This is a genomic window from Bacillus yapensis, assembly GCF_005280205.1.
Taxonomy (GTDB): Bacteria; Bacillota; Bacilli; order Bacillales; family Cytobacillaceae; genus Robertmurraya; species Robertmurraya yapensis.
In genome coordinates this window covers 62,812-88,019 of record NZ_SUND01000017.1, presented here as the reverse complement: position 1 = coordinate 88,019, position 25,208 = coordinate 62,812, and the positions used below count along the sequence as shown (strand labels likewise).

Annotated in this window: 22 protein-coding genes and 1 tRNA gene; 6 read left to right on the top strand and 17 right to left on the bottom strand. The window is 39.2% G+C overall.

The genetic code is table 11. The features are described from left to right. Positions 1–2 precede the first annotated feature (2 nt). Positions 3–632, top strand: a complete 630-nt coding sequence (locus FAR12_RS18485) for a DNA-3-methyladenine glycosylase (protein WP_126410267.1) — start codon at positions 3–5, stop codon at positions 630–632. Positions 633–696: 64 nt separating this feature from the next. Beyond that, positions 697–1,308 carry a spore coat protein gene (locus tag FAR12_RS18480; protein ID WP_126410266.1) on the top strand — a complete coding sequence of 204 codons (612 nt, stop codon included), beginning with the start codon at positions 697–699 and terminating at the stop codon, positions 1,306–1,308. Positions 1,309–1,350: 42 nt separating this feature from the next. Here FAR12_RS18480 and FAR12_RS18475 read toward each other — a convergent pair whose 3' ends face one another. From FAR12_RS18475 to speD, 5 genes are all read right to left on the bottom strand, one after another. Continuing rightward, on the bottom strand, positions 1,351–1,530 hold the full coding sequence (locus tag FAR12_RS18475; RefSeq protein ID WP_170972250.1) for a LysM peptidoglycan-binding domain-containing protein: 180 nt from the start codon (positions 1,528–1,530) through the stop codon (positions 1,351–1,353). A gap of 117 nt (positions 1,531–1,647) precedes the next feature. Then, positions 1,648–2,310, bottom strand: a complete 663-nt coding sequence (gene yknW, locus FAR12_RS18470; protein WP_126410264.1) for a YknW family membrane protein — start codon at positions 2,308–2,310, stop codon at positions 1,648–1,650. 56 nt (positions 2,311–2,366) lie between these two features. Further along, positions 2,367–3,353 carry a Gfo/Idh/MocA family protein gene (locus FAR12_RS18465; RefSeq protein ID WP_126410263.1) on the bottom strand — a complete coding sequence of 329 codons (987 nt, stop codon included), beginning with the start codon at positions 3,351–3,353 and terminating at the stop codon, positions 2,367–2,369. Between the two features lie 321 nt (positions 3,354–3,674). Next, positions 3,675–4,292, bottom strand: coding sequence for an NUDIX hydrolase (locus FAR12_RS18460; RefSeq protein ID WP_126410262.1), 618 nt, complete (start codon positions 4,290–4,292; stop codon positions 3,675–3,677). A 68-nt stretch (positions 4,293–4,360) separates the two neighbouring features. Then, the gene (speD, locus tag FAR12_RS18455) at positions 4,361–5,173 is read right to left on the bottom strand and encodes an adenosylmethionine decarboxylase (protein ID WP_126410261.1); all 813 of its coding nucleotides are present in this window, start codon (positions 5,171–5,173) and stop codon (positions 4,361–4,363) included. Between the two features lie 119 nt (positions 5,174–5,292). Here speD and FAR12_RS24030 point away from each other — a divergent pair, with 119 nt between their 5' ends. Both FAR12_RS24030 and FAR12_RS18450 read left to right on the top strand, forming a co-directional pair. Further along, positions 5,293–5,415, top strand: coding sequence for a hypothetical protein (locus FAR12_RS24030; protein ID WP_281275696.1), 123 nt, complete (start codon positions 5,293–5,295; stop codon positions 5,413–5,415). Between the two features lie 155 nt (positions 5,416–5,570). Then, positions 5,571–7,226, top strand: a complete 1,656-nt coding sequence (locus FAR12_RS18450; RefSeq protein ID WP_126410260.1) for an FAD-binding dehydrogenase — start codon at positions 5,571–5,573, stop codon at positions 7,224–7,226. 41 nt (positions 7,227–7,267) lie between these two features. Here FAR12_RS18450 and FAR12_RS18445 read toward each other — a convergent pair whose 3' ends face one another. The 11 genes from FAR12_RS18445 to queG all read right to left on the bottom strand — a co-directional run bounded on the left by FAR12_RS18445 (position 7,268) and on the right by queG (position 22,600). Then, a complete protein-coding gene (locus FAR12_RS18445) occupies positions 7,268–8,725 on the bottom strand; it encodes a CoA-acylating methylmalonate-semialdehyde dehydrogenase (RefSeq protein WP_126410259.1) in 1,458 nt (485 codons plus the stop codon). 21 nt (positions 8,726–8,746) lie between these two features. Continuing rightward, positions 8,747–10,093 (bottom strand): GntP family permease, encoded by a 1,347-nt coding sequence (locus tag FAR12_RS18440; RefSeq protein WP_126410258.1) that lies wholly within the window; start codon positions 10,091–10,093, stop codon positions 8,747–8,749. Positions 10,094–10,116: 23 nt separating this feature from the next. Further along, the gene (locus FAR12_RS18435; protein ID WP_126410257.1) at positions 10,117–11,313 is read right to left on the bottom strand and encodes an iron-containing alcohol dehydrogenase; all 1,197 of its coding nucleotides are present in this window, start codon (positions 11,311–11,313) and stop codon (positions 10,117–10,119) included. 144 nt (positions 11,314–11,457) lie between these two features. Further along, positions 11,458–13,236 carry a sigma-54-dependent Fis family transcriptional regulator gene (locus FAR12_RS18430; RefSeq protein WP_126410300.1) on the bottom strand — a complete coding sequence of 593 codons (1,779 nt, stop codon included), beginning with the start codon at positions 13,234–13,236 and terminating at the stop codon, positions 11,458–11,460. A 145-nt stretch (positions 13,237–13,381) separates the two neighbouring features. Next, on the bottom strand, positions 13,382–14,554 hold the full coding sequence (gene yhbH, locus FAR12_RS18425; protein WP_126410256.1) for a sporulation protein YhbH: 1,173 nt from the start codon (positions 14,552–14,554) through the stop codon (positions 13,382–13,384). Positions 14,555–14,776: 222 nt separating this feature from the next. After that, on the bottom strand, positions 14,777–16,672 hold the full coding sequence (locus FAR12_RS18420; RefSeq protein ID WP_126410255.1) for a PrkA family serine protein kinase: 1,896 nt from the start codon (positions 16,670–16,672) through the stop codon (positions 14,777–14,779). Between the two features lie 388 nt (positions 16,673–17,060). Further along, a complete protein-coding gene (gene nfsA / locus FAR12_RS18415; protein ID WP_126410254.1) occupies positions 17,061–17,810 on the bottom strand; it encodes an oxygen-insensitive NADPH nitroreductase in 750 nt (249 codons plus the stop codon). A 19-nt stretch (positions 17,811–17,829) separates the two neighbouring features. Further along, a complete protein-coding gene (trmL, locus tag FAR12_RS18410; RefSeq protein ID WP_126410253.1) occupies positions 17,830–18,303 on the bottom strand; it encodes a tRNA (uridine(34)/cytosine(34)/5-carboxymethylaminomethyluridine(34)-2'-O)-methyltransferase TrmL in 474 nt (157 codons plus the stop codon). 55 nt (positions 18,304–18,358) lie between these two features. Then, positions 18,359–19,243 (bottom strand): amidase domain-containing protein, encoded by an 885-nt coding sequence (locus FAR12_RS18405; protein ID WP_126410299.1) that lies wholly within the window; start codon positions 19,241–19,243, stop codon positions 18,359–18,361. Positions 19,244–19,332: 89 nt separating this feature from the next. Beyond that, positions 19,333–20,817, bottom strand: coding sequence for an aldehyde dehydrogenase family protein (locus FAR12_RS18400; protein WP_126410252.1), 1,485 nt, complete (start codon positions 20,815–20,817; stop codon positions 19,333–19,335). A gap of 649 nt (positions 20,818–21,466) precedes the next feature. Then, positions 21,467–22,600: a tRNA epoxyqueuosine(34) reductase QueG gene (gene queG / locus FAR12_RS18395; RefSeq protein ID WP_126410251.1), complete on the bottom strand. Its 1,134-nt coding sequence runs from the start codon at positions 22,598–22,600 to the stop codon at positions 21,467–21,469. Between the two features lie 108 nt (positions 22,601–22,708). Between queG and FAR12_RS18390 the strand changes: the two genes are divergently transcribed. Beyond that, positions 22,709–23,377, top strand: coding sequence for a B3/B4 domain-containing protein (locus FAR12_RS18390; RefSeq protein WP_126410250.1), 669 nt, complete (start codon positions 22,709–22,711; stop codon positions 23,375–23,377). Positions 23,378–23,465: 88 nt separating this feature from the next. Here the strand turns inward: FAR12_RS18390 and FAR12_RS18385 are convergent. Then, a tRNA-Gly gene (locus tag FAR12_RS18385) sits at positions 23,466–23,539 on the bottom strand. 404 nt (positions 23,540–23,943) lie between these two features. Here FAR12_RS18385 and FAR12_RS18380 point away from each other — a divergent pair. Next, a complete protein-coding gene (locus tag FAR12_RS18380; RefSeq protein ID WP_126410249.1) occupies positions 23,944–25,194 on the top strand; it encodes an ATP-binding protein in 1,251 nt (416 codons plus the stop codon). The last annotated feature ends 14 nt before the right edge of the window (positions 25,195–25,208 follow it).

Here is a 25,208-nt window from a genome sequence, read left to right as displayed (position 1 = left end):
TGATGGATACCTTTTTAAATAACGAAGAACCATTTCAAATTCGGCTTAAATCAAAAGAATTTTTTCAACAGCCTACGATTGAACTGGCCAAACAGCTACTTGGTTGTCTCCTCATTAAAGAGAGCTTAGACGGAGTTGCTTCCGGTTATATCGTAGAGACGGAAGCCTATATGGGACCAGAGGATAAGGCTGCACACAGTTTTCAAAACAGAAGAACGAAACGGACAGAAGTATTGTTCGGTGAAGCAGGAATCGCTTATACATATAGGATGCATACCCATTGTTTGGTCAATGTCGTGAGTGGTGAAAAAGAAAAGCCCGAGGCTATTTTGATTCGGGCAATTGAACCTTTTTCCGGTATTCCTTTAATGGAAACGAGAAGGAAGACAACAGTTCTTAGAAATTTGACGAATGGACCTGGAAAATTAACAAAGGCTCTTGGCATCACGATGGATGATTACGGCCGCTCATTTCAAGAACCTCCAATAATGATTGCTGAAGGTGTTTTACCAGACGAAATTGCATCAGGCAAGAGAATAGGCATTGAAAATAGTGGCGAAGCAAAGGACTATCCCTGGAGATTTTGGGTGAAAGGAAATCCTTATGTCTCGAGACATCAACGAGAGATTTAATGCATGATTGATTGCCCCTTTCCTCATAATAATGATGTTAAAAAAATTCTAGGGGGTACTTTTTATGCAACAGCAGTTTAACCAAAATGAGCAGCAACCAACTGGGCAAATGAATAATCATGGTGCACATGAAGTCATGGCTACACACGAGGTGTTACATGGCTTAGTTGGGGCTTTTAATGAATATTTGATGTGCGAGGAACATATTACAGACCAAGACCTTAAGGATATACTTCAAAGACAAAGACAGTTCATGACCGAAGAATACAATATTTTGCTTGAATCTTTTAAAACAGGACAGGAACCATCTAAGCAAACAGCCGTCTATAAAATGAATCAATCAAATGAAGTTCAATTTGGATTAACCGGCGACAAACCGACAAAGCCAAATCAACAAGCATCGCAAATTGGTGATAAATGCGTTTCCGGTGTGATGATGTCCTGCATGAAGTCCCTCTCAAGCTGTATGACGATGGCTGCGACGGAGTGTAATAATCCAGTGGTTCGCCGCGTGATTGCTGACAGCGTTCCGAACCATATTGAAATGGCGTATGAACTATTTTTATACCAAAACAAAAAAGGCTACTATCAAGTCCCACAGTTCAGCGGACAAGATATGCAACATTTATTAAATGCGTTTGACCCTGCTGATGGGCAAGGGAATATGCTTCAATAAAGGAAAAGGTGATAGCCCAATGGCTACCACCTTTTTCAAAATTCACGCCAATTCCTCCATCGGTACGGCGAGGGTATCACCTATCGTGAGTTGTTTCGGATTTTTATGTTGGTTGACCTTTAATATAGAAATAATGGAGATGTTAAATTCACGAGCGATGGAGCAGACTGTGTCACCTCTCTTAATCTTATATGCTCTTAACACGTGTTTGGACTGTTCCACAACAATCACCACCATTGCATTTTACATATTCTTTACCCCGCCCATTTTTTCCATAAACGCAGACATGCACAAAAAAAATAGCCCCTCCCACATAAATGGAAAGAGCAATTTTTAACATTAAATACCTGTAATTCCTTGAATAGTTTCGGCAATGAAGCCCATTCCAAGACCCAAAAGAAAGAAGACAATGGAGATCGTCCATGCAGCTCCTTTTGAAAGCTGGCCAACCTTATGAAGACCAAACGCAACTAAAATTAATTGCCAAATGCTAAATACTTCAAAAGTTGAAAGAACAGGTGAGTCACTGCCCAATACTCCTCCAAGACTTGTGTAAAAAATATCTGAATTCTGACCAACTAAGTATTGAATTAGATTGTTCAATAAGAGACCCGCTGCACCAATGACCAAAATATAAGTGTTCATTGAAAATAATTGTTTAAAAGTTGTATTCTTACTAGCAATTTTAACAATGATAAAATAAATGACAGTAGAAATCAAAACTCCAAAAATCGGTGCAAAAAGTCCGCCAACCGCTGTTGTAAATTTGGTAAGTGGCAAGACTAATTCTGCTTGTTCCAGAGAGAGTGTACCTGGTACAACTATATCCTCTGCCTTCATCGTCAGTGCAGACAAACTAGCTGCAAGAACATAGATGAGCGTAATAATTCCAAGAGCTCCCCAAATTTTTGGCTGCTGATAGATTTTTTCAAACTGTTCATTCGGCCTCCAAAACATTCCCAGTAGGGAAGGCTTGCCTGTATCCTTTTTCTCCATTTCCATAGCCTCAACTCCATTCATGTTATTTGTTACTATACGTTATTAGGAAATACTAGGTTTCATTTTAAATCGCTTGGATAAACGACACCCATTTGTTTTCTTGCCTCATCTAAAATCTCCATCACTTGTAAAGAAACTTCATATGAGTTGATGCTTGATTCTCTTTTACCATTTTGTAATAGCTCAATAAATTCCTTTGTTTCGTAGAACATTGGATGATTAACTTGTTCTTGAGCGATATCTTCCACTTCTCCATTACGATAACGAATTTTTACATCCTCAGGTGGATTTAGCTTATCAAAGACAATGATACCTTCCTCCCCTTGGACTTCTGATTGCACAAATGAATTCGTGATTTTTGAAAACATCAGAAGGACTTCCTTGTCTTCGTATTTCAAAACTAGGCTGCCTTGCGCATCAACACCTGTCTCAAGCAATAACCCACTCGCTTTTACCTCTAGTGGTTTTCCAAATAGAGCAACAGCCGGATACAGGCAATATACTCCGATATCCATCAATGAACCGTTTGAAAATTCTGGTTTGAATGCGTTTAAAATCGTTCCCTCTTTATATGCATCATAGCGAGAAGAATACTGACAATAGCTTGCGAAAAATCTTCTTACCTGGCCAATCTTATGTATATTGCTTTTAATAGCTTGGAAATTTGGAAGAAACGTTGTTTTTAATGCTTCCATTAATAAAACATTATGTTCCTTCGCGGTTTCGATCATTTTTCTGAGCTCACGTGCATTTGAAGCAATTGGCTTTTCACATAAGACATGCTTTTTATTTTCCATTAGTAAAATGGCTTGCTCAGCATGGTGAGAGTTTGGACTTGCAATATACACCGCATCGATCGCATCGCTTTTGGCCATCTCTTCAAGACTTGTAAAAGTTAAACTGACGCCATATTTTGCAGCAAACTCTGACGCTTTTTCCTGTGTACGTGAATAAACAGCGGTTAACTGAAAATCTGGATGCTGACCAGCAGCTGTTAAAAATGAATCTGTAATCCAATTCGTTCCGATAATTCCAAATCGTATCATCGCTTGTTTTCCTCCTTGTTGATTTATTCCATTATAATCTATAATTCATAAAAACTTAAAAAAAAAACAAAAACAGCCCCCTAGGACTGTTGATAAAGTGTCTATTTAATTGGCCTTATGGCTCTCTTCTTTATTTTATAACTGTTAAGAGCTTTCTCCCACATGCACAAATACTAGAGTGTTTAAGCTGGATTACTTCTTGATGGCAAGTATCACAAATCTTTTTCACCAAATAAATCATCTCCCTAGTGCGATTTCTTTCTTAATTAGAATTATACCAATTTAAATATTAAAGTCAATATTTATTTAGAATTATTATAATTAAGAATTGATAATCTCTAAGAAATGAGATAAGATTCGTGCAGTCAGTCCCCAGATTACTTTATCTTCATAATAATAGAAGTACTCTTCCATTTGTCGAACCTGCCACTTATACTTTTCTCCGCCCGTAATATGGTGAAAAGGGAAATTTTCCTCAGGCTCTAGCTTGAAATTGATTTGAAATATTTCTGGTTTCGTTTGTTGCAGGTATGTGAGTGGCACTGAGAAAACTTCAGCTACTTCATCCGGATTTGGTGAAATACGAGCGGATTCTTTAATAAATCCAAGATAGGGATAAATAATGGAGCCAAACGATGAGACCATATAATCGAGTGGAGATACATTGATAATTTCCTCTTCGGCAATTCCTAATTCTTCAGACGTTTCACGAATAGCTGTATGTCCTTCATTCCTATCACTTGCGTCAACTCTTCCACCTGGAAAACAAATTTCACCTGGCTGCCTCCTAAGCGTGTGGGATCTCACCTCAAACAAGACATGAAGTCCATCAGCTTTTTCAATTATCGGTAAAAGGACTGCATAATTTGAATAGTTTTCACTTCCTAGAATTCGCGGCTTTCGATTTTGAAGGAGTGACTTAAGATTATTGATATCCATTTTCTCCCCCCTGCAGGCTATTTTCTCTATTATATCGTTTAAATGAAAAAGACTACAGTATCGTAGTCTCAATCGTCCGTAATATTTTTTCCGTAAAAAATTTCGTCCATTTCAGTTACAAGCTTCTCGGTAATCTCCTCTTCTTCCTTCAGGGTCAAATCTTCTTTGGACTGATGAAATAGATAGTTATCTAAATCAAATTCCCTCAACTTGCATTTTGTATGAAAAATATTTTCCTGATAAACATTGACGTCAATCATGTGGTAGAGCTTCTTCACTTCATCAGGGATATAGTTCTGAATGGAATTAATCTCATGGTCGATAAATAGTTTATGACCTGTAATATCTCGGGTAAAACCACGAACACGATAGTCAATCGTCATTACATCCGTTTCAAAAGAGTGAATCAAGTAATTTAAAGCCTTTAGCGGAGAAATCTCCCCACATGTGGCTACGTCAATGTCGGCACGGAAGGTGCTAATCCCCTCATCAGGATGTGACTCAGGATATGTATGCACGGTGATATGGCTCTTATCCATTTGGGCAACAACTGAACCTGGAATCGGCCCTGGAGATTCTTCAAAAGCTTCTTCTGGTGATTTATCGACCGGTCCCTCTGAAACAAGAATCGTTACACTCGCGCCTTGTGGAATATAATCCTGTTTCGCCACATTCAGAATATGAGCTCCAATAATCTCTGCCACATTGGATAGAATGTTCGTTAGCCGATCAGCATTATACACTTCATCGATATATTCTAAATACGCATCCCGCTCTTCCCTTGTTTTCGTATAGCAAATATCATACATATTAAAGCTTAATGATTTCGTAAGGTTGTTAAATCCATGTAACTCGACTATTTGCTTTGGCGTTAGATTCATCACAATATCCCCTTTATCTTTTTGAAGTCCCATATCCTTATATTTTTTTGAAAAAAGGATATTATACGTCTAATAAATTGCGCAAGATAACATTATCTTGCCAAGAAAGGAGATAATTTATGACAAATCGTAACGACAATCGCGAACGTAAGAACAAGTATCCGAACAACAAAGCGGATACAGAGTTCTCCAAGGATGTTAATATCCGTAGCGAGCGGACGAAAAAGGATTTAAAGAAATAGCGTGTTATGGGGCCCTTAAAAAGGGTCCTTCATCACTCCTCCCTACGTTACTCCCCATTTTCTCTTAAGCCATCCCATTGATGAAGCAGGAAAAACCCCTTAATTTAGTGAATATTATACTTACTCGATTGTTGTCAAAATAAGGGGGATAAAAATTGAAATACGATGTTATTGTTGTCGGAGCAGGACTTGCTGGATTAGTCGCCACATCTGAATTGGTTGAGGCAGGAAAAAAGGTACTACTCCTTGATCAAGAGCCAGAAAGCTCGATGGGTGGACAAGCATGGTGGTCATTCGGAGGCCTTTTTCTAGTCGATTCACCAGAGCAAAGAAGAATGGGAATCAAGGATTCCAAAGAATTAGCATGGCAGGATTGGCTCGGTACAGCAGGATTTGATCGTGAAGACGACGAAGATTATTGGGGAAAAAAATGGGCAGAAGCCTATGTTGATTTTGCAGCCGGTGAAAAAAGAGAATGGCTTCATCAAATGGGCGTTCGTTTTTTTCCTGTCGTTGGTTGGGCCGAACGAGGTGGCTATTTAGCTGAAGGACATGGAAATTCTGTCCCACGCTTCCATATTGTTTGGGGCACTGGTCCTGGACTCGTTAAGCCATTTGAAAAAAAAGTGCGACAAGGAATTGCAAATGGACTTGTGGATTACCGACCGCGTCATCAGGTCGATGAGCTCCTCACTGAAAATGATGTCGTTGTTGGGGTGAAGGGTTCTATACTTGTCCCTAGTACTGCCGGGCGTGGCGAAGCGAGCTCACGAGAGGTTGTTGGCGAATTTGCATTTAATGCTGATGCAGTCCTTGTCTCTAGTGGAGGAATTGGTGCAAACTTCGATTTAATTCGTAAAAATTGGCCAGCTCGTCTCGGTGAACCACCAAAAAAAATGATCTCTGGTGTTCCAGAACATGTCGATGGCAGAATGCTCGAGATAACAGAAAAAGCTGGCGGCAGAATCGTCAATCGTGACCGAATGTGGCATTATACAGAAGGCATTCAAAACTGGAATCCGATTTGGCCAAAGCATGGCATTCGAATCTTACCAGGTCCATCCTCAATATGGTTAGATGCAGAAGGAAATCGATTCCCTACACCATATTTTCCAGGATTCGATACACTCGGAACCCTTGAGGCGATTCAAAAAACAGGCTATGACTATTCATGGTTCATTCTTACCCAAAAAATCATCGAAAAAGAGTTTGCTCTTTCAGGCTCTGAACAAAATCCTGATTTAACTGAAAAAAGTATTAAAAAGGTTTTATCACGACTTGCACCTGGGCCAACTGCCCCTGTAAAAGCTTTCATGGATCATGGCGAAGATTTTATTGTAGCCGATACTCTACCAGAACTGGTCAAGGGAATGAATAAAATTACTGGTGACAATTTAATTGAGTTCTCTCATATCGAAAGGCAACTTCAAGCCCGAGATCGAGAAATGGACAACAAGTTCACGAAGGATTTGCAAATTACAGCTATGCATGGAGCCCGTAATTATCTCGGAGATAAACTCATCCGTGTTGCAAAACCACACAAAATTTTGGACCCGAAAAATGGTCCACTCATTGCTGTTCGATTGAACATTTTGAGTAGAAAAACACTTGGAGGCTTGCAAACTGATCTGTCTGGCCGTGTCCTGAACTCCGAAGGAAATCCAGTGCCAGGATTATATGCCGCTGGTGAGGTTTCTGGTTTTGGTGGAGGCGGCGTTCACGGATATCGCTCACTTGAAGGAACGTTTGTCGGAGGATGCTTGTTTACCGGAAGGCAGGCTGGACGCGCATTAGCAAAAGAAGTCAATTAAGGCAAAAGGCACCCACAACAATCGTTGCGGGTGCCTACAATTTACCAGCGGGCAGTTAACATTTTTCTTCTTGTATAAAATTCTACCCCATCAGTGCCATTAGCATGTAAGTCTCCATAGAAGGAATTTTTCCAACCAGAGAATGGGAAGAAAGCCATTGGTGCTGGGACACCGATATTTACACCTAGCATCCCCACTTGAATATTCTCTCTAAAGTAGCGTACAGCACTGCCACTATCAGTGAATAGGCATGCTCCATTTCCGAAGTCTGATTGATTGGTTAACTCAATTGCTTCCTCTAAGCTACTCACACGAACAATGGAAAGGACAGGTGCAAAAATTTCTTCTTTCCAAATTCTCATAGAAGGATTCACGCGGTCAAAAATAGTCGGTCCAACAAAATATCCATCTTGATGATAAGCTTCATCTTTACGACCGTCTCGAACTAATACAGCTCCTTCCTGCTCACCTATTTCAATGTAGTTCGCCGTTCTTTCTTTGTTTTCTTTGCGTATCACTGGACCTAAAAAGACATCTTCATCAAGTCCGTTTCCAATCTTAATTTGATCCGCTTGCTCGTTTAGCTTTTCAATCAACGGCTCAGCCACATCTCCAACTACTACAACCACGGAGCAGGCCATGCATCTTTCACCCGCAGATCCATAAGCGGCCCCAATAATCTCTTTTACTGCAGCATCTAAATCAGCATCTGGCAAAACGATCGAATGGTTTTTTGCTCCTGCTAATGCTTGAACTCGCTTTCCATTCCCTGCTGCTGTTTTATAAATATACTCAGCTACTGGCTGAGAACCAACAAATGAAATAGCCGGAACGTCCTTATGATCCAATAATCCATTTACAATATCGTGAGCACCGTGGACAATATTGAGAACTCCATCTGGTAGTCCTGCCTCTTTGAACAGCTCTGCTAAGCGATTTGCTAGAATTGGCGTTCTTTCAGAAGGTTTTAACACGAATGTATTCCCGCATGCAATTGCTAGTGGGAACATCCAGCACGGAACCATCATCGGGAAGTTAAATGGGGTAATTCCTCCAACTACGCCTACAGGATATCTATACATGCCAGATTCAATATTAGTAGCAATGTCTGGGAGCTGTTTACCCATCATGAGCGTCGGAGCACCTGCAGCGAACTCCACACATTCAATTCCCCTTTGAACTTCTCCATATGCCTCTTTGTAGCTCTTTCCATTTTCCTGCGTAATGAGTTTGGCAAGTTCTTCCCAATTATCAATCAATAATTGCTGGTATTTAAATAGAATACGAGCACGTTTTGGGACCGGCGTTTTACCCCAAGTTTTGAAAGCTTCTTTTGCTGCTTGCACCGCTTCATCAAGGTCCTCCCGAATTGAAATTGGTACTTTAGCAAGCTCTTCGCCTGTTGCAGGATTGGGAACACTTTCGTATTTTTCTGTTTTTGCCTCAACCCATACCCCGTTAATGAAATTTTTTAATAGTTTTGTAGTAATCGTTGTCATGAAAACCTTCCCCTTCCCATTTTAGAAAATCGAATATAGTATGACCGCTAACGCCAACACAATCGTTGGTAGAACTACACTAAGAATAAATACTGGCCAATAAGCCCTTTTATGGGTCTCACCACATATTGCCCGGATCGTCGTCACGACATATCCATTATGTGGAAGAGAATCCAATCCACCAGATGCTAAAGCAGAAATTCGATGCATTGCTCCTGGATCCAGCCCTTGCGCCATATATATTGGTGCCAAGATTGGTAGAGCAATTCCCAATCCTCCTGAAGCCGATCCGGTAATACCACAAATGAGCGTTACAGCTATCGCTAGTCCCATTAAAGGCGGTCCTGGCATATTCACTAATCCGTCCACAACCGTGTCAAATGCAGAAACCTGAGCTGCAACACTACCAAAGCCCACAACCGCACATGTATTAGCAGCGGCCACTAAAGCGTCTTGGGCCCCTTTAGCTAATGATGACCAGAACTCTCTTAAGTACTTATACATAAAGACACAAGCTAAAAGTATGCCACTCGCCAGAGAAATTAAGGCAGCTGCAGTCGAAGAGGCAAACTGAGCTATCGTATTTAACATCACAATAACGACTACTAATGGTAATATCGCAAAAATTACATGAGGATAATCTTTATCATTTACTGGTGTTGTTGGTTTCTGCATTTCTAATTCGACATCTGCAGCTATTTCATTAGAAGCGGCTGATAATTGATTCGGCGGTGAAAATCCTTCCCCATTTTGAACGGCTTTTTTCACCATTCTTCCTAGTAAAATTCCTCCTACAATCATAATAATCAAGGCCATGATAACACCGATAAGTCCTCCAGCAGTTGGCTTCGTTCCAAAAAACTCGGTCGGAATGAGGTTCTGAATTTCTGGTGAACCAGGTGCTGTCATTGTAAAAGAAATAGAACCAAAAACTAGTGCCGCCGGTATAAAACGATGTGGTAAATTAGAAACTCTAAACAAGGAAACTGCGATTGGATATACCGCAAATCCTACTACGAATAAACTAACTCCTCCGTATGTCATGATTGCCGCAGCAGCTACAACCGCAAATACCGCCCGTGATGGTCCGAGTGTATTCTTTACCCAATTGGCGATACTGTCAGCAGCACGTGTTTCCTGCATGATTTTCCCAAATACCGCACCGAGTAAAAAAATCAAAAACCAAGATTTAAAATATCCAGTAAACCCTGTCATATAATAGTCTGCTAGTGCTGTTTCGAGATTTAGTCCTCCAGTGACAGCAACCAATACCGCACTGATGATAGCCGCTATGATAATATTGATTCCTCTCATCGTTAAGATGATTAATAGAATTAAGGAAGCAATTAACCCAAGCATTCCAACCATATTTCAATTCACCTCTTCCATGTTTAATTTACCGTCTCTTCTATGGAAAACTGATAATTATAGCAAACATGATAAAGCTCTACTAATTCATCATGAGTAGGGATTTTTGGGTTATTCCCAGGACTTCCACTTTCAACTGCATCAACAGCCATTTTTGCCACTACATTTTCAAATGCGGCAGAGTCTATACCCCACCCTTTTAAGTTTGGAATATCCATCTTTACACAAAGAGCTTTAATTGAATTTACAGCAATATTTGCTGCTTCTTGATTGGAAAGGCTTTCATTGTTAGGTTCAAAAATTCTTCCTAGATCAGCCAACCTCTCCACACAGGCTTCTTTACTGAATTCTAAAACTGCCGGTAATAGCATCGCGTTCGAAATCCCATGAGGTACATGAAAGATGGCTCCTATCGGTCTTGACATCCCGTGAACAAGACAGACAGATGAATTTGAAAATGCCATACCTGCTTGTAAAGAACCAAGTGCCATCGCTTCACGAGCATCTTCATTTTCACCATTCATGAAAGCGGTTAAAATATTCTCCACAATAAGCTTCATCGCTGATAATGCCAATGTATCGGTCATCGGATGAGATTTTCTTGAAAGATAGGCTTCAATTGCATGACTAAGAGCGTCAATCCCTGTTGCAGCTGTTACATTTTTCGGCGATGAAATCGTCAATAGTGGATCAACAATGGCTACTTCCGGCATGAAGGCAGGCTGTTTGATCATCATTTTCACATCAGTCATCGTATTCGTAATAATCGTGGCATCCGTTGCTTCAGAACCAGTACCTGCCGTTGTAGGAATTGAAATATGAGGGACTGGTGGATTTGATGCTATTTTCCTTTCTCGCATATAGTCACCAATGTAACCTCCATTTGTCGCCAGAACAGCAATAGCTTTGGCAGTATCGATACAGCTCCCTCCACCGAGTGATATCACGATGTCACATTGTTCTTTTTGCAGGAGCTCCAAAGATTCAGACACATATTGGTCTGTTGGTTCTGAAGCAATTCCTAAGTAGACTTCACTTTGTACTCCTTGCTCTTGGAGAAGATTTCGACACTTGCTGACAAACCCAAGACTGTCCATAATTTTATCACTAACAATAAGGGCTTTTTTTCCTTTCCGTAAGGCTTCAGTTCCAACGTTTTCAAAAGCATTTCTTCCATATAAAATTGTTTTAGGCGTTCGAAATACTGCGAAGTTTTCCACTTTTACCACCCCTTTTGATTATTCAACATCTAATTTGCAAGAAGTGTGCCAAGTTTCAAACTAGTAATCTATTAGGATTTCTAAGCAAACAACACTGTAGATACTACACTACAGTGTTGTGTTTATGTAGTGACATCACTACACCTAATTAATTCCGTGCTTTTTAAGCTTTTGATATAAGGTTGTCCGATGAATCCCCAAAATTTCAGCTGTTTTTGATTTATTTCCACCTGCTCTTGTTAGAGCATTTAAAATCAATTCCTTTTCTCTTTTGTCTCCTAGCATTTTCGCTTCTCTCAGGAATGTTCCCGCTCCGGTAAGAGACAGTTCTACATGTTTTTCCGGTGCTATTTCATTCACGAAAATCTTTGATAAGTGCTGTACATCAATGATTTCCCCCTCAACAAGTGTCACCAATCTTTCAATTGTATTCACCATTTCTCGAATATTGCCTTTCCATGGATGGTTCATAAACGCAGACACAGCTTCAGAAGTTAAGGATTTGTACGGCACATCATATTTTTCACAAACTTCCTTCAGATAATAGGAAATTAAGCTTGGAATATCATTCTTACGTTCCCGCAGAGGAGGAATATGTAGTTGAATAATGTTTATACGGTAAAATAAATCCTCTCGGAACGTTCCTTTTTCAACCATTTCCTTTAAATCACGGTTGGTTGCCCCAATAATTCTTGCGTTAATATGATATCTCTTAACGCCACCAACTCGCTCTACTTCTCTTTCCTGTAAAACCCGTAATAACTTCGTTTGCATCATAAGCGGCATCTCTCCGAGTTCATCGAGAAAAATCGTTCCATTATGAGCCAATTCAAATTTCCCAGGTTTTCCTCCTTTTTTTGCTCCGGTAAAAGCCCCTTCTTCATAGCCAAATAACTCAGATTCAAATAGCTGTTCAGGAATCGCTCCACAATTTACGCTTATAAATGGACCTGTGGAAAATGGACTTAAGTGATGTATACTCTTAGCAAACATTTCTTTCCCTGTCCCACTTTCTCCCGTTATAAGTACTGTAGCTGCAGTTCTTGCTGCTCTCCTCGCTATCCGTTTCACATTTAAGATTTCCTCACTAGTACCAATAATTTGGTCAATCGTTATTCGACTATCTCCTTCTTTTATCAAGGTTAGGGATTCTTTCTGAGATCGTTCTTTTCTATGATCCTCTTGTAATCTTTCATGAATCTTATATACTTCTGTCACACCTTCAAATATGAGCATCCCAATGGCGCCAGTAACTCTTCCATCCTTCCAAATCGGAATTCGGTGAACTACCATGTCTTGACCCTGTATATTTTGCAGAACACCTCTTTCAGGAATACCCGTTTTCACTGTAATATGTAGATTTGTATTATCAATCACTTCCGTAACATGCCTTCCAATGGCATCTTCTCTTTTTATACCCGTAAAACGACTGTAGGCATTATTGAACTCTTGTAAAATTCCATTTTCATCTACAAAGGCAATGCCCTCGTAGGCGCTGTCCAAAATAATATTTAGCGCTTCCGCGGAATTTTGTCGCTGTTCTAATCGATAAATATATTTTGAAAAACCATCAAGAATATCGCGTCGAGTTAAAATTCCAACAAGGACACCGTTCTCGTCCAAAACAGGGAGCTGATCATATGGAAGGGCAAATACATCCAATATAGAATCGGCAGGACTAATACTAGCAAAGTTTCTTGTTAATGTACTTTGAACTAAGGACTCCCCATCACTTCCATGTAATAAAAGGTAGAGTAGTTTTCTTAATGTAATCATCCCTAATAAGTGCTTATTTTTATCAACGATTGGAAGACTGTCTATACGCAATTCATCCATTTTTTCAACTGCTTTTTTTAATGTTTCACCTTGTGTAATAAAATATGGATTCGGTGTCATCCAATACTTAACCTGGAGAAGCTCCATACTTTGCAGAACCTGTTCACCTTTAATAAGGCTCTTATTCAAGATACATTCCCCCTCTGAATCGTTATCCTTTTCTCATAGCTCGTTTCTATCATATCAAAATTCTGAAAATTAAAATAAAAAAAGAGAGGATTTCCTCTCTTTCTTAAGCATACATCTTATCTTCCTGCTCCTTTTTAAAGAAGCTTCGCATGGCATGGAATACATCGGCTTTTTGCTTGAGGATATAATATCGGAAGTCTTCGTGCTTGATGTTTTTATACGCGGACATGAGGGTCGAATGCCTATTGTACTGATTCACTTCACCGTAACCAAACATGTTAGATACATTCATTAACTGTTCTACGAGCTTCACACATCTTGCATTATCTGAGGTTAAATTATCCCCATCGGAAAAATGGAATGGGTAAATATTGTACCTCGTAGGATTGTATTTCGCTTCAATAAGTTCTAATGCTTTGCGATAAGCTGATGAACAAATTGTTCCTCCGCTTTCCCCTTTTGAGAAAAAATCCTCTTCACTCACAACCTTTGCCTCGGTATGGTGGGCAATAAATTCAATTTCTACCGTTTCATACTTTGTACGTAAAAATCGGGTCATCCAGAAAAAGAAGCTCCTGGCCATATACTTTTCCCATATTCCCATCGAGCCACTCGTATCCATCATCGCAAGAACGACCGCTTTCGATTCCGGTTTGACAACTTCGTTCCATGTTTTGAATTTCAAATCCTCTCGGAAAATCGGGTGGAAACTCGCCTGCCCTGTCATCGCGTTTCGCTTGAACGCCGTCATCATCGTTCGTTTCTTATCAATATTCCCCATTAAGCCTGTTTTTCGAATATCATTAAACTCGATATTCTCAATGACAATGTTATCCTGCTCTTTTCTCTTCAAATTCGGAAGTTCCAATTCTTTAAATAACGCTTCTTGAATATCCATCAGTGATACTTCTGCTTCAAAATAATCTTCCCCAGCCTGATCTCCTGCTCCCTGACCTTTACCAGGTCCCTTTTGGCCACCGGATCCATCACGAGCAACAACATCCCCAATTTGACTGTCTCCATCACCTTGGCCCACATGTTTATTTTTATCATAGTTGTAGCGAATTTTATATTCATCCAAAGAACGTATCGGTATTTTAACCACTTCTCGACCGTTTGACATGACTATATTTTCTTCTGTTATAAGGTCGGGTAAATTGTTTCGAATCGCTTCTTGGACTTTTTCCTGGTGGCGCTTCTGATCATCGTGGCCTTTGCGGTGGAGGGACCAATCTTCCTTCGAAATCACAAATTGATGATTGTTAACATCGGTCATCTTAACCCCTCCTTGTTTTTATAAAATTGTTCACACTTTTTTACTTATTCGCATACAATATCTCGGGTGTCTCACGAAAAAAAGTAAAAATGGTGATTACTCTATCCTATGCAACGATCTGAAATAATTTACAACTAGTTACGATAAAAGCACGTATGCCCATGAAAAACATCGATTTCTAGATGAAAAAAGGCTGACAGAAAATCTGCCAGCCTTTTCGTCTTATCGATTTAACAAGCTACCTACATAACGTAACAACTCATTCGCAGAAGTCGAATTATATCCATGTTCATCAATGAGTCGTGCGACAACCTCATTCACTTTCTTCAACTGCTGCTCATCTGGTGTTTTCGTAGACGTCGTAATTTTTACAACATCTTTCAAATCAGCAAATAGCTTTTTCTGAATAGCTTCTCTCAAGCGATCATGCGAATTGTAATCAAATCGCTTTCCTTTTCTAGCATAAGCTGAAATGCGAATTAATATTTCTTCACGGAATGCCTTTTTCGCATTTTCGGAAATGCCGATTTGCTCTTCAATCGAACGCATCAATTTTTCATCTGGATTAATTTCTTCCCCAGTTAACGGATCACGAAGTTTAATTTTGTTGCAATATGCTTCTACATTATCTAAATAGTTATCCATAAGCGTTTTGGCAGACTCCTCATAAGAATACACAAATGCCTTTTGGACTTCTTTTTTCGCAATATCATCATATTCCTTACGAGCGACTGAAATGAAATTCAAGTAACGCTCTTTTAATTCATCGGTAATAGATGGATGCTGGTCAAGCCCTTCTTTTAATGAACGTAATACATCTAGGGCATTTATCGATGTCATTTCCTTACGAATAATTGTAGACGAAATTCGGTTGATAACATAACGTGGATCAATTCCACTCATGCCTTCATCATTGTATTCCTTCTTCAATTCTTCTAAGTCGGCAGAATTAAAGCCTTCTACATTTTGACCATCATATAGTCGCATTTTCTTAACGAGGTCAATATCACCTTTTTTCGGTTCCTTTAAACGCGTAAGGATGGTGAACATCGCTGCCACTCTCAATGTATGTGGAGCAATATGAACATCGGACACATCGCTTTCCCGAATCATCTTTTCATAAATCTTTTCTTCCTGACTTACTTTTAAGTTGTAAGGTACTGGCATGACAATAATACGTGAATGTAGTGCTTCATTTTTCTTATTAGAAATAAAAGAACGATATTCTGTTTCGTTCGTATGAGCCACGATAAGTTCATCCGCTGAGATCAGCGCGAATCTTCCCGCTTTAAAATTCCCCTCTTGGGTTAAAGAAAGCAAATGCCATAAAAACTTCTCATCACATTTAAGCATCTCTTGAAACTCCATCATCCCACGGTTCGCCTTGTTTAACTCACCGTCAAATCGATAAGCTCTCGGATCTGACTCTGAACCATATTGAGCAATTGTAGAGAAATCAATGCTTCCTGTTAAATCAGCAATATCCTGAGATTTTGGATCGGATGGACTGAATGTTCCAATTCCTACCCGTTTATCCTCTGAGAAGAAAATTCTTTCCACAATAACATCCTCAATCCGACCGCCATACTCTTGGTCTAACCTCATCGTATTGAGCGGTGAAAGGTTTCCTTCAATGCGAATTCCATATTCCTCATAAAAATCCTGACGCAAATGATGGGGAATTAAATGAAGCGGATCTTCATGCATCGGGCATCCCTTAATTGCATAAATGGCACCTCGATCTGTTCGAGAATAACCCTCTAACCCTCTTTTTAACATTGCCACCAAAGTCGATTTACCACCACTGACTGGCCCCATTAACAAAAGAATCCTTTTTCTAACGTCGAGTCGTTTAGCAGCTGGATGGAAATATTCCTCCACTAATTTCTCTAACGCTTCCTCCAGTCCAAACAGCTGATTACAGAAAAATTGATAACGATTCTTTCCATCAATTTTTTCTACTCCTGCATCTTTGATCATATTGTAAACTCGTGAATGTGCTGATTGGGCAACCCATGGCTTTTCTTTAATAATCTCTAAGTAATCTGCAAAAGTTCCTTCCCATTTTAACTTTTCCTCTTCATATCTTTGCATCTCAATCTTTTTTAATATATCCATAAGGACCCTCCCCTGTCGCTTGATCAGAGACGATTAATATAATCTATGCGAGCCTTTAAACGAACATGCGTAAACAAGGTGAGAGTTTTGTTGTTCTATTTCAGCTAACCTATACAGCAGTGAAGAAAACCAAGCTGTCAAAAAAAATCCATACTTTACATTCACACTTTTCTTAGAATAGGCTATAATAAATTTATATGTTAACTTTTGCTATCTGAAATTTTATAATTTTGAGGGGGCATACATAAATGGGTCTAGTACTTATTCTTGGCGTTATGGTTGCATTCTTAGCTGCCATCTTCACTGCTGGCTACAACGATAAGCCTGGTACAAACAAATAATTTGCAAAATAAAAAGCTGCTGAATTCATTTCAGCAGCTCTTTTATTTTATCGAAGATTCATTTTAATACTCTCAACAAATTCCCTCATATACATGCGTGATTGTTTTTCAAGCATAGTCCCCATTTGTGAAGTCCAAGTGTCATTTCTTTTTCCACCTGTTCTTTCTACGTAATACTTTTGAATGATTTCATTGTATTCCTGAAGCTCTTCGATATATTTCTGTTCATTCTCTTCGTAGACATTTTCATGATACACATGGTTAAAAGGAAGTCTTGGTTTTTGCCCTGAGATTTTCGCTGGATAGCCAATAGCGATTCCGAACAAAGGAATAACCCGCTCTGGTGTCTTTAACAATTTCACAACTTCTTCTAAATTATTTCGAATCCCACCAATATAGCAAATGCCAATCCCCATAGACTCTGCTGCAATAACAGCATTTTGAGCAGCTAATGCTGCATCGATAAGGGCAACCATGAATTTTTCCGTGCTTTCAATCGATGGCTCAACCTCTTTGCCTTCCATTTTTCCAATTAAGGCATGCCGATGCAAATCCGCACAAAAAATAAAGAAATGGCCATTGTTTTCAACATACGACTGATTGCCCGCGATTGCTGCTAATTTTGTTTTCTTCTCTTTATCGGATACTCCAATGATCGAATAAGCCTGAATAAAACTAGATGTGGAAGCTGCTTGAGCACTTTCTACAATCGTTTGAATCTGTTCCTGTGATAAAGGTCTGTCTTCAAAACTTCGAATCGAGCGATGGTTTAAGATCGTTTCAATAACCTGATTCACTTCTTCCACCCTTTCTAGCTTATTTCAAATGAGCGAAATCCTGTTGTCTTAATGCTTCATAGATTAGAATTGCTGCTGTGTTGGATAAATTTAATGATCGAATATTATCAGTCATTGGGATACGAAGAGCACGATCTTGATTTTCTGCAATCAAATCCTTCGGAAGTCCCGTCGTTTCTTTTCCAAACACAAAATAATAATCCTTATTTACATCACTGTAATCGAAAGTAGAATACGGCTTTGAGCCAAACTTCGTGATATAGAAAAACTCTCCTCCTGCATTCTTTTCAAAGAATTCATCTAAAGAATCATAATAAATGATGTTGACGAATTGCCAATAATCAAGTCCCGCTCTCTTTAACTGTTTATCATCAGTGGAAAATCCGAGTGGACGGATTAAATGCAGAGTTGTATCTGTACCTGCACAAGTACGAGCAATATTTCCCGTGTTAGCTGGAATCTCTGGTTGATATAGAACTACGTGAATTGCCACTTTTGTTCACCTCAAAAACTTTTTTAAAAATCTACATGCTATTATAACATTCTTCTTATCGGACTTTAATTCCTGCGGCTTGATCATCTACAATATGAAGAAATTTGTATTTTATGTTCGGCGTATACGCGGTGGAATCCTCGTAAGCCCAGTATCTCATTCGACTATTTTGCGTATGGGCATTAACAAGTGGCATCCCATCTTTATCTTTTGCGACGACAATCGTGGTGTGATCGAAACGCCCATCTCCTTGGAAGTCATAACAAACCACATCGCCTATTTCAAGCATGTCAGCTGAAGCTACACTTTCTGCTCGAAGTCCAGACTTTGCATTCGGCAAATACCATCTTAAAGAATTGGCTACAGTCCAGCTATAGCTCCAATTATTATTTTGCATCCACCAGCCTTTACTACGATTCGGGTAACCTGTCATCGGTGCATTTCCTGCATGCAGACATTGAGAAATATAATTCGTGCAATCCACATCAAATTTTTTATAGGCTGGATTGAAATCATTCCACCACACTTCCGCATATTTCACTGCTTTCAAACGATCATATTTAAATCCCGCACGTTCTTCACTTTCTTCCTCGTCAAAAAATAGCTCAATATCTCTTGATTCAAATGGGTTTATTTCCTGGTCTTCTACTAACACATCCTTGTAAAATTCCGCGACCCTTTCCTCTATTTCCTCTTCTATATATAAATTCCCTTTGTGATTAATTAGATACTGAAAATGAACCTGATAAAAAGCTTTTCCAGACTCCTTTTCCTCGATTGCATCAGTAATGTTTCCTGTTGCTTTTACCTTAACAATTTCCCCTTTTCGCTTGGATAAGCTCTCCTTTTTCCTTTCCATTTTCTCGTCCGAATTATTTCTTGTATTGGTTACGTACTGATTTACACGTTTTAGTAAATGTTCTTGAAGCTGTTCCCGCATTTTTTCTAACACTCCCTTCATCTCATTTATATGAAAAAAGGGCATAAAAAGAGCCCGATCGTTTCCGATCGAGCTCTTAGTGTGGTGGTTTATTGGATAGAAACCCAGACACTCTTTACTTCTGTATAGTTATTAAGCGCATAGGATCCCATTTCACGTCCAATACCTGATTGCTTGTAGCCTCCGAATGGAGAAGCAGCATCAAAGGCATTGTAGCAGTTCACCCAAACTGTACCTGCGCGAAGCTTGTTGGCAACATAGTGAGCTTTTGCAACGTCCTGAGTCCACACACCAGCTGCTAAGCCGTATTCACTATTGTTTGCACGGTTAATCAATTCATCTAAATCTTCATATGGCATTGCAGCGATTACTGGTCCGAAAATTTCTTCCTTCGCAATCGTCATTTCATCGCGAACATCCGCAAAAATTGTAGGCGAAACAAAGTAGCCTTCTTCTTGTGGTTTCACACCACCGGTTACAAGCTGTGCACCTTCACTTACACCTTTTTCAATATAGCTTAGGACACGATTTTGCTGTTCAACTGAAACAAGTGGTCCAATCTCCGTATCAGCAAAAATTCCTGCACCTTGTTTAATTTTTTGAGCATGTGAAGCCATATCAGCCACAACATTATCAAAATGTTTCTTTTGAATGAAGACTCTGGAGCCGGCACAGCAAACCTGACCTTGGTTGAACATAACACCATTAAGTGCTCCAGGAATAGCTTTTGTTAAATCCGCATCTGGAAGGATGATGTTTGGTGATTTACCACCAAGCTCTAAAGTAACACGCTTCAATGTCTTAGAAGCATTAGACATAATCAATTTACCAACTTCAGTTGAGCCAGTGAATGCAATTTTATCAACTAAAGGATGATCAACTAACGGTTGACCAGCTGTTTCACCAAATCCAGGAACGATGTTAACAACACCAGGTGGGAATCCAGCTTCTTCAATTAATTCTGCTAAATATAGAGCAGAAAGTGGCGTTTGTTCTGCAGGTTTTAACACGACTGTACAGCCAGTTGCTAATGCTGCTCCAAGCTTCCACATCGCCATAAGTAATGGGAAGTTCCAAGGAATAATTTGCCCAACAACTCCAACTGCTTCGTGGCGTGTATAGTTGAAGAAAGGACCACTAACAGGAATGGTTTGCCCAACAATTTTTGTTGACCAGCCAGCATAATAGCGCATATGTTCAATCGCTAATGGAATATCTGCATTCGTTGTTTCACGGATTGGTTTCCCATTATCCAAAGTTTCCAATTGAGCTAATTCTTCTGCGTTTTCTTCCATTAAATCGGCTAGTTTATACATGAGACGACTGCGCGCAGCGGCACTTAACTGAGACCATGGACCTCCATCAAATGCTTTGCGAGCTGCCTTTACTGCCAAATCAATATCTTCTGCTTCTGCTTCATAAACGCTAGCCAATACTTCACCTGTAGCTGGATTGTAAGTGTCGAATGTTTTTTGTGATTTGCTTTCTACAAATTCCCCATTGATATAAAGCTTTTTCTTTCCACTTAAAAACTTTTCTACCTTCTCTTTTAAATCTACAGTTAATTGGCTCATAAAACTCCTCCTCAAATATAGTATTCTATGTAACTCATGTTGCATAGAAAGACTAACGGTAGCGCTTACACAGTAATGTTAACACTTGAGAGTTTTTTAAATCAACAGTTAAGTTTTTAAATATTTAGATATTTTACGACATAAACTGGCAATCTTCCCTTTCTTTTGATAGATTATGGGATTTAGTAGTTGTGAGCATTCTCTTTACTCGTCGGAGAAAGCCGGACTAAGGTTCAGTGACACGATTAAGCGTTCCAAAGCAAAAGCTGGCATTCATACCAGGTTTGGTTGACAGGATTCAGCTACTAACAGCTATTTTTGTCATCCAAGGGAGCTTTCATTGACAAAATTCAGCTACTAACAGCTATTTTTGTCATTCAAGGAAGCTTTCATTGACAACTTCCAGCTACTAACAGCTATTGTTGTCATTCAAGGAAACTTTCTTTGACAAAATCCAGCTACTAACAGCTATTGTTGTCATTCAAAGGAGCTTTCATTGACAGAATCCAGCCACCCACAGCTATTTTTGTCATTCAAGGAAGCTTTCATTGACAAAAAACAGCTACCATCAGCTATTGTTGTCAATCAATCAGAGAACAAAAAGAAAATGATACAAAAAATAGGTCTGGAGAACAACTCGTCCCCAAACCTACCTCTTTATCATCTGTAGACCTTTTTCGATTTCACTCAATACATTTATGTCAGTTTCCTGTTCCTTTGCCCCAAGCAATTCCTGCTCAGCTTGCTCCCCACCAATTTTTCCAAGAGCCCAAGCAGCTGTGCCTCTTAGCACAGGTCGAGCATCCTCTTTCATGACCTGTACCAAATCATCTATAGCCGTTTCATCCTTAAAATGAGCTAATGCAATAATGGCATTTCGTTGTATCGGATTCTTTCCACGCCACGACCCTGATAGCTGACCAAAGCCCTCTCTAAACTGACGATTGCTTAATTGCAGAATCGGTTTTAAAAGTGGCTTCACTACTTCAGGCTCTGCCTCCATCTCATCATGAAAATGATAATCCTTGCCCTTATTTTCTGGACAAGAAGTTTGGCAAGAGTCACAACCGTATAATCTGTTTCCGATCTTTTCACGATATTCTTCTGGGATAAAATCCTTTGTCTGTGTTAAAAAAGCAATGCATCTTTGTGCATTGATTTGCCCCCCCTGAACCAATGCTCCTGTTGGACAAGCGTCAATACACTTATTACAGTCTCCACAACGATCCTCCATTGGCTCATCAGGTGCGAATGGGAGATTCGTAATCATTTCTCCTAAATAGACATAAGAGCCGAATTCTGGTGTAATGATGGCACAATTTTTCCCGCTCCAGCCAATTCCGGCTCTTTCAGCCACTGCCCGGTCCGATAATTCACCTGTATCGACCATCGATTTGCATTTCGCATCAGGAACTTTTTCCAGAATAAATTCCTCAAGCTTTTTCAGCCGCTCTCGTAAAATAATATGGTAGTCTAGCCCCCAAGATGCTCTACTAAATAGACCTCTACGTTCTCCTTTTTTGCTCGTTACACGTCCGTTCATTTTCGATGGATATGCTAATGCAATGGCAATAATTGAACGAGGCTGATCCATTAACAAAGCAGGATTCACCCTTTTTTCAATATCAGGCTCTTCAAAACCAGATTGATAACCCAACTCTTGTTGGCGAATGAGACGATTTTTCAATTCATCAAAAGTAGATGCCGTTGTAAAACCGATCTTATCGATTCCAATCGTCTTACTATACTCAATAATTTCTTGTTTTAATTGATCGTAATTCATATCAGGTACCTCCCTTCTTCTCAGTTTTTATATATCAAAGTTACATTATTGTAAAAAACCATATCCATTATGATAAACTATTTTCAATAGTTTTTGGAGGTGGAAAGCTTGGAAATTCATTTATCACCACAGATATGCGAAAAAGTAGCCGATTTTAAAATTGCTGTTATTCACTATCAAAATATTGAGGTGGGACCCTCGCCACAAATGCTAAAAGGAAGATTGCAGCTATTCCAGGAATCTTTATTCTTTGAGCTTGAAGATAAAAAAGTAGCAGATGTCGATGGAATTGCTGAATGGAGAACTGTTTTTAAACAAACAGGAAAAGACCCGAATCGCTATCGTCATTCGGCGGAAGCCTTATACCGAAGAGTGCAAAAACATCAATATCTTTCAACTGTTAATAGTGCCATCGACGTGAATAATTTCTTTTCTCTACAATATCAAATTCCATTAGGAATATATGATATGAAGGCATTATCAGGTGATATCACGATGAGATTAGGGACAGAAGATGAAGAATATATTGGATTGAACGGAAGAGCTAATAACATACATAATTTAATTGTTACTGCTGATGACCAAGGACCATTTGGAAGTCCATTTGTCGATTCAGAAAGAAGTGCCGTTTCAGAGTCCACAAAGGATGCTTTACAAATTGTTTACTTGCGTCCTTCTTTGGCAATAGGTAAGGCTGAGAAAATGGTCCAGTCTTTAGAAAAAATGTTTGTTCAAATCCATGGTGGCGATTCTTCTTATAAGATTATCAGTTGCTGAAAATAAGCTTGTTCTCAAGCTTATTTTTTTGCATTAAAAAACGCAATACTTCGTTCTTTAGAAACGAAATACTGCGTTGCTTATGTATTGGAGCGGGTGATGGGAATCGAACCCACGACAACAGCTTGGAAGGCTGTGGTTTTACCATTAAACTACACCCGCATGTATATTGTAATTTTATCTTGTTTTGCTTCCTGACTTTGGCCTAACATGCCTCTAACTCTACTAGCTTATTCTGGGATGCCTGGTCGTCGAGGCAACTCGCAGCCGATTCATCGATGTGATGCTCGTGGCTGTGGTTTTACCATTAAACTACACCCGCATATTAATATAATTCATTCTATTTCATACCCACTCAAAAGATGACTGGAGATTGAACTTAATTTCACAAGAGAATTATAAAAAACACTTTATCATGATCTTTTTTACCCGTCAAGGTCACTCGCGAAAAAATGTCGTACTACAATGAATTTTGTCGCGTCTACTGAAAATATTGAAAAAATTTCGACAATACTTTAAACTGAGGAAAATAGTAACTTTCACATAGGTTTACTGGGGGATTCGGGATGATATTGTTAAAAGGATTACTTATCAACCTTCTCTTTATTTTACTTCTTGTGCTTTTTTTTAGCATGATACTTTGGAATAAACAGAAGTTCCTTAAAATTGAATATCAGGGCTTGTTTCTCTCCCTTTTATGTTCTGCATTAATCTGCCTTAGCCTCTTTTTATCCATACCAGTTAATGAGAACTTTATCTACGATTTACGCTTTATTCCTTTTTTACTTGGAAGCATATATGGTGGAAAAAGAGTCACGATCATCTTAGGTATCGTGCTCATTCTAGTTCGTCTTCCATTTGGTGGCGATGGAATTTGGCTTACTATTTCCCTCGTTGTAGTTTCATCATTAGCTATACTCTGGCTCAACCCAAAGTTCGGAAAAAAAACAACCAATTGGAGACTTTGTATTACGACCACTTTCTCATTCATTTACTCCATATTTGGTTTCTTAGTGCCTTCATTCTATTATGGATTTAACAATATCATGACCTTTTGTATCTATTCTATTGTTTTAACTTCTTCTACCTTTTTTGTCACATACTTAACAGAAGTTCTTCGTACAACTTATATTTTACAACTCGGTGCAATCAAAAATGAAAAAATGGAAATTGTCAGTCACCTAGCGGCAAGCATTAGTCATGAGGTGAGGAATCCTTTGACCTCTGTAAAAGGTTTTCTTCAGTTGATTTTGGAACATCGGGATATCCCTGACAACTGTCATCAATATGCTTCACTTGCTTTAGACGAAACCGTGCGTGCTTCTGATATCATTAATGATTACTTAACATTTGCAAAGCCACACCCAGAAGTTTTGGTCATGCTTGATATTGAAAAAGAAATCCTAAAATGCAAAGAAATTATCGGCCCTCTTGCATTGAAGAACTCAGTTAATATGAATATGGTCTTTTTTCACACAACGATGATCCAAGGAGATCCTCACAAATTTCGACAGGTACTGTTGAATATTTGCAAAAATGCGATCGAAGCTATGCCAAAAGGTGGGACATTATCCATCGTTACGACTACGAACGATAATAAAACAGTTGTTCACATTGCTGATACTGGTCATGGTATGAGTCCAGAACATGTCGCTCGGTTAGGTGAACCTTACTTCTCTTTAAAAGAACAAAAAGGAACTGGCCTTGGCATGATGGTTGTATTTCGGATCGTTGAAGGAATGGGTGGAAATGTGAAAGTATCAAGTGAAGAACAATTCGGAACCTCGATTACCTTGAGTTTTCCAAATGCCGGATAGAAAGAAGCGATCAT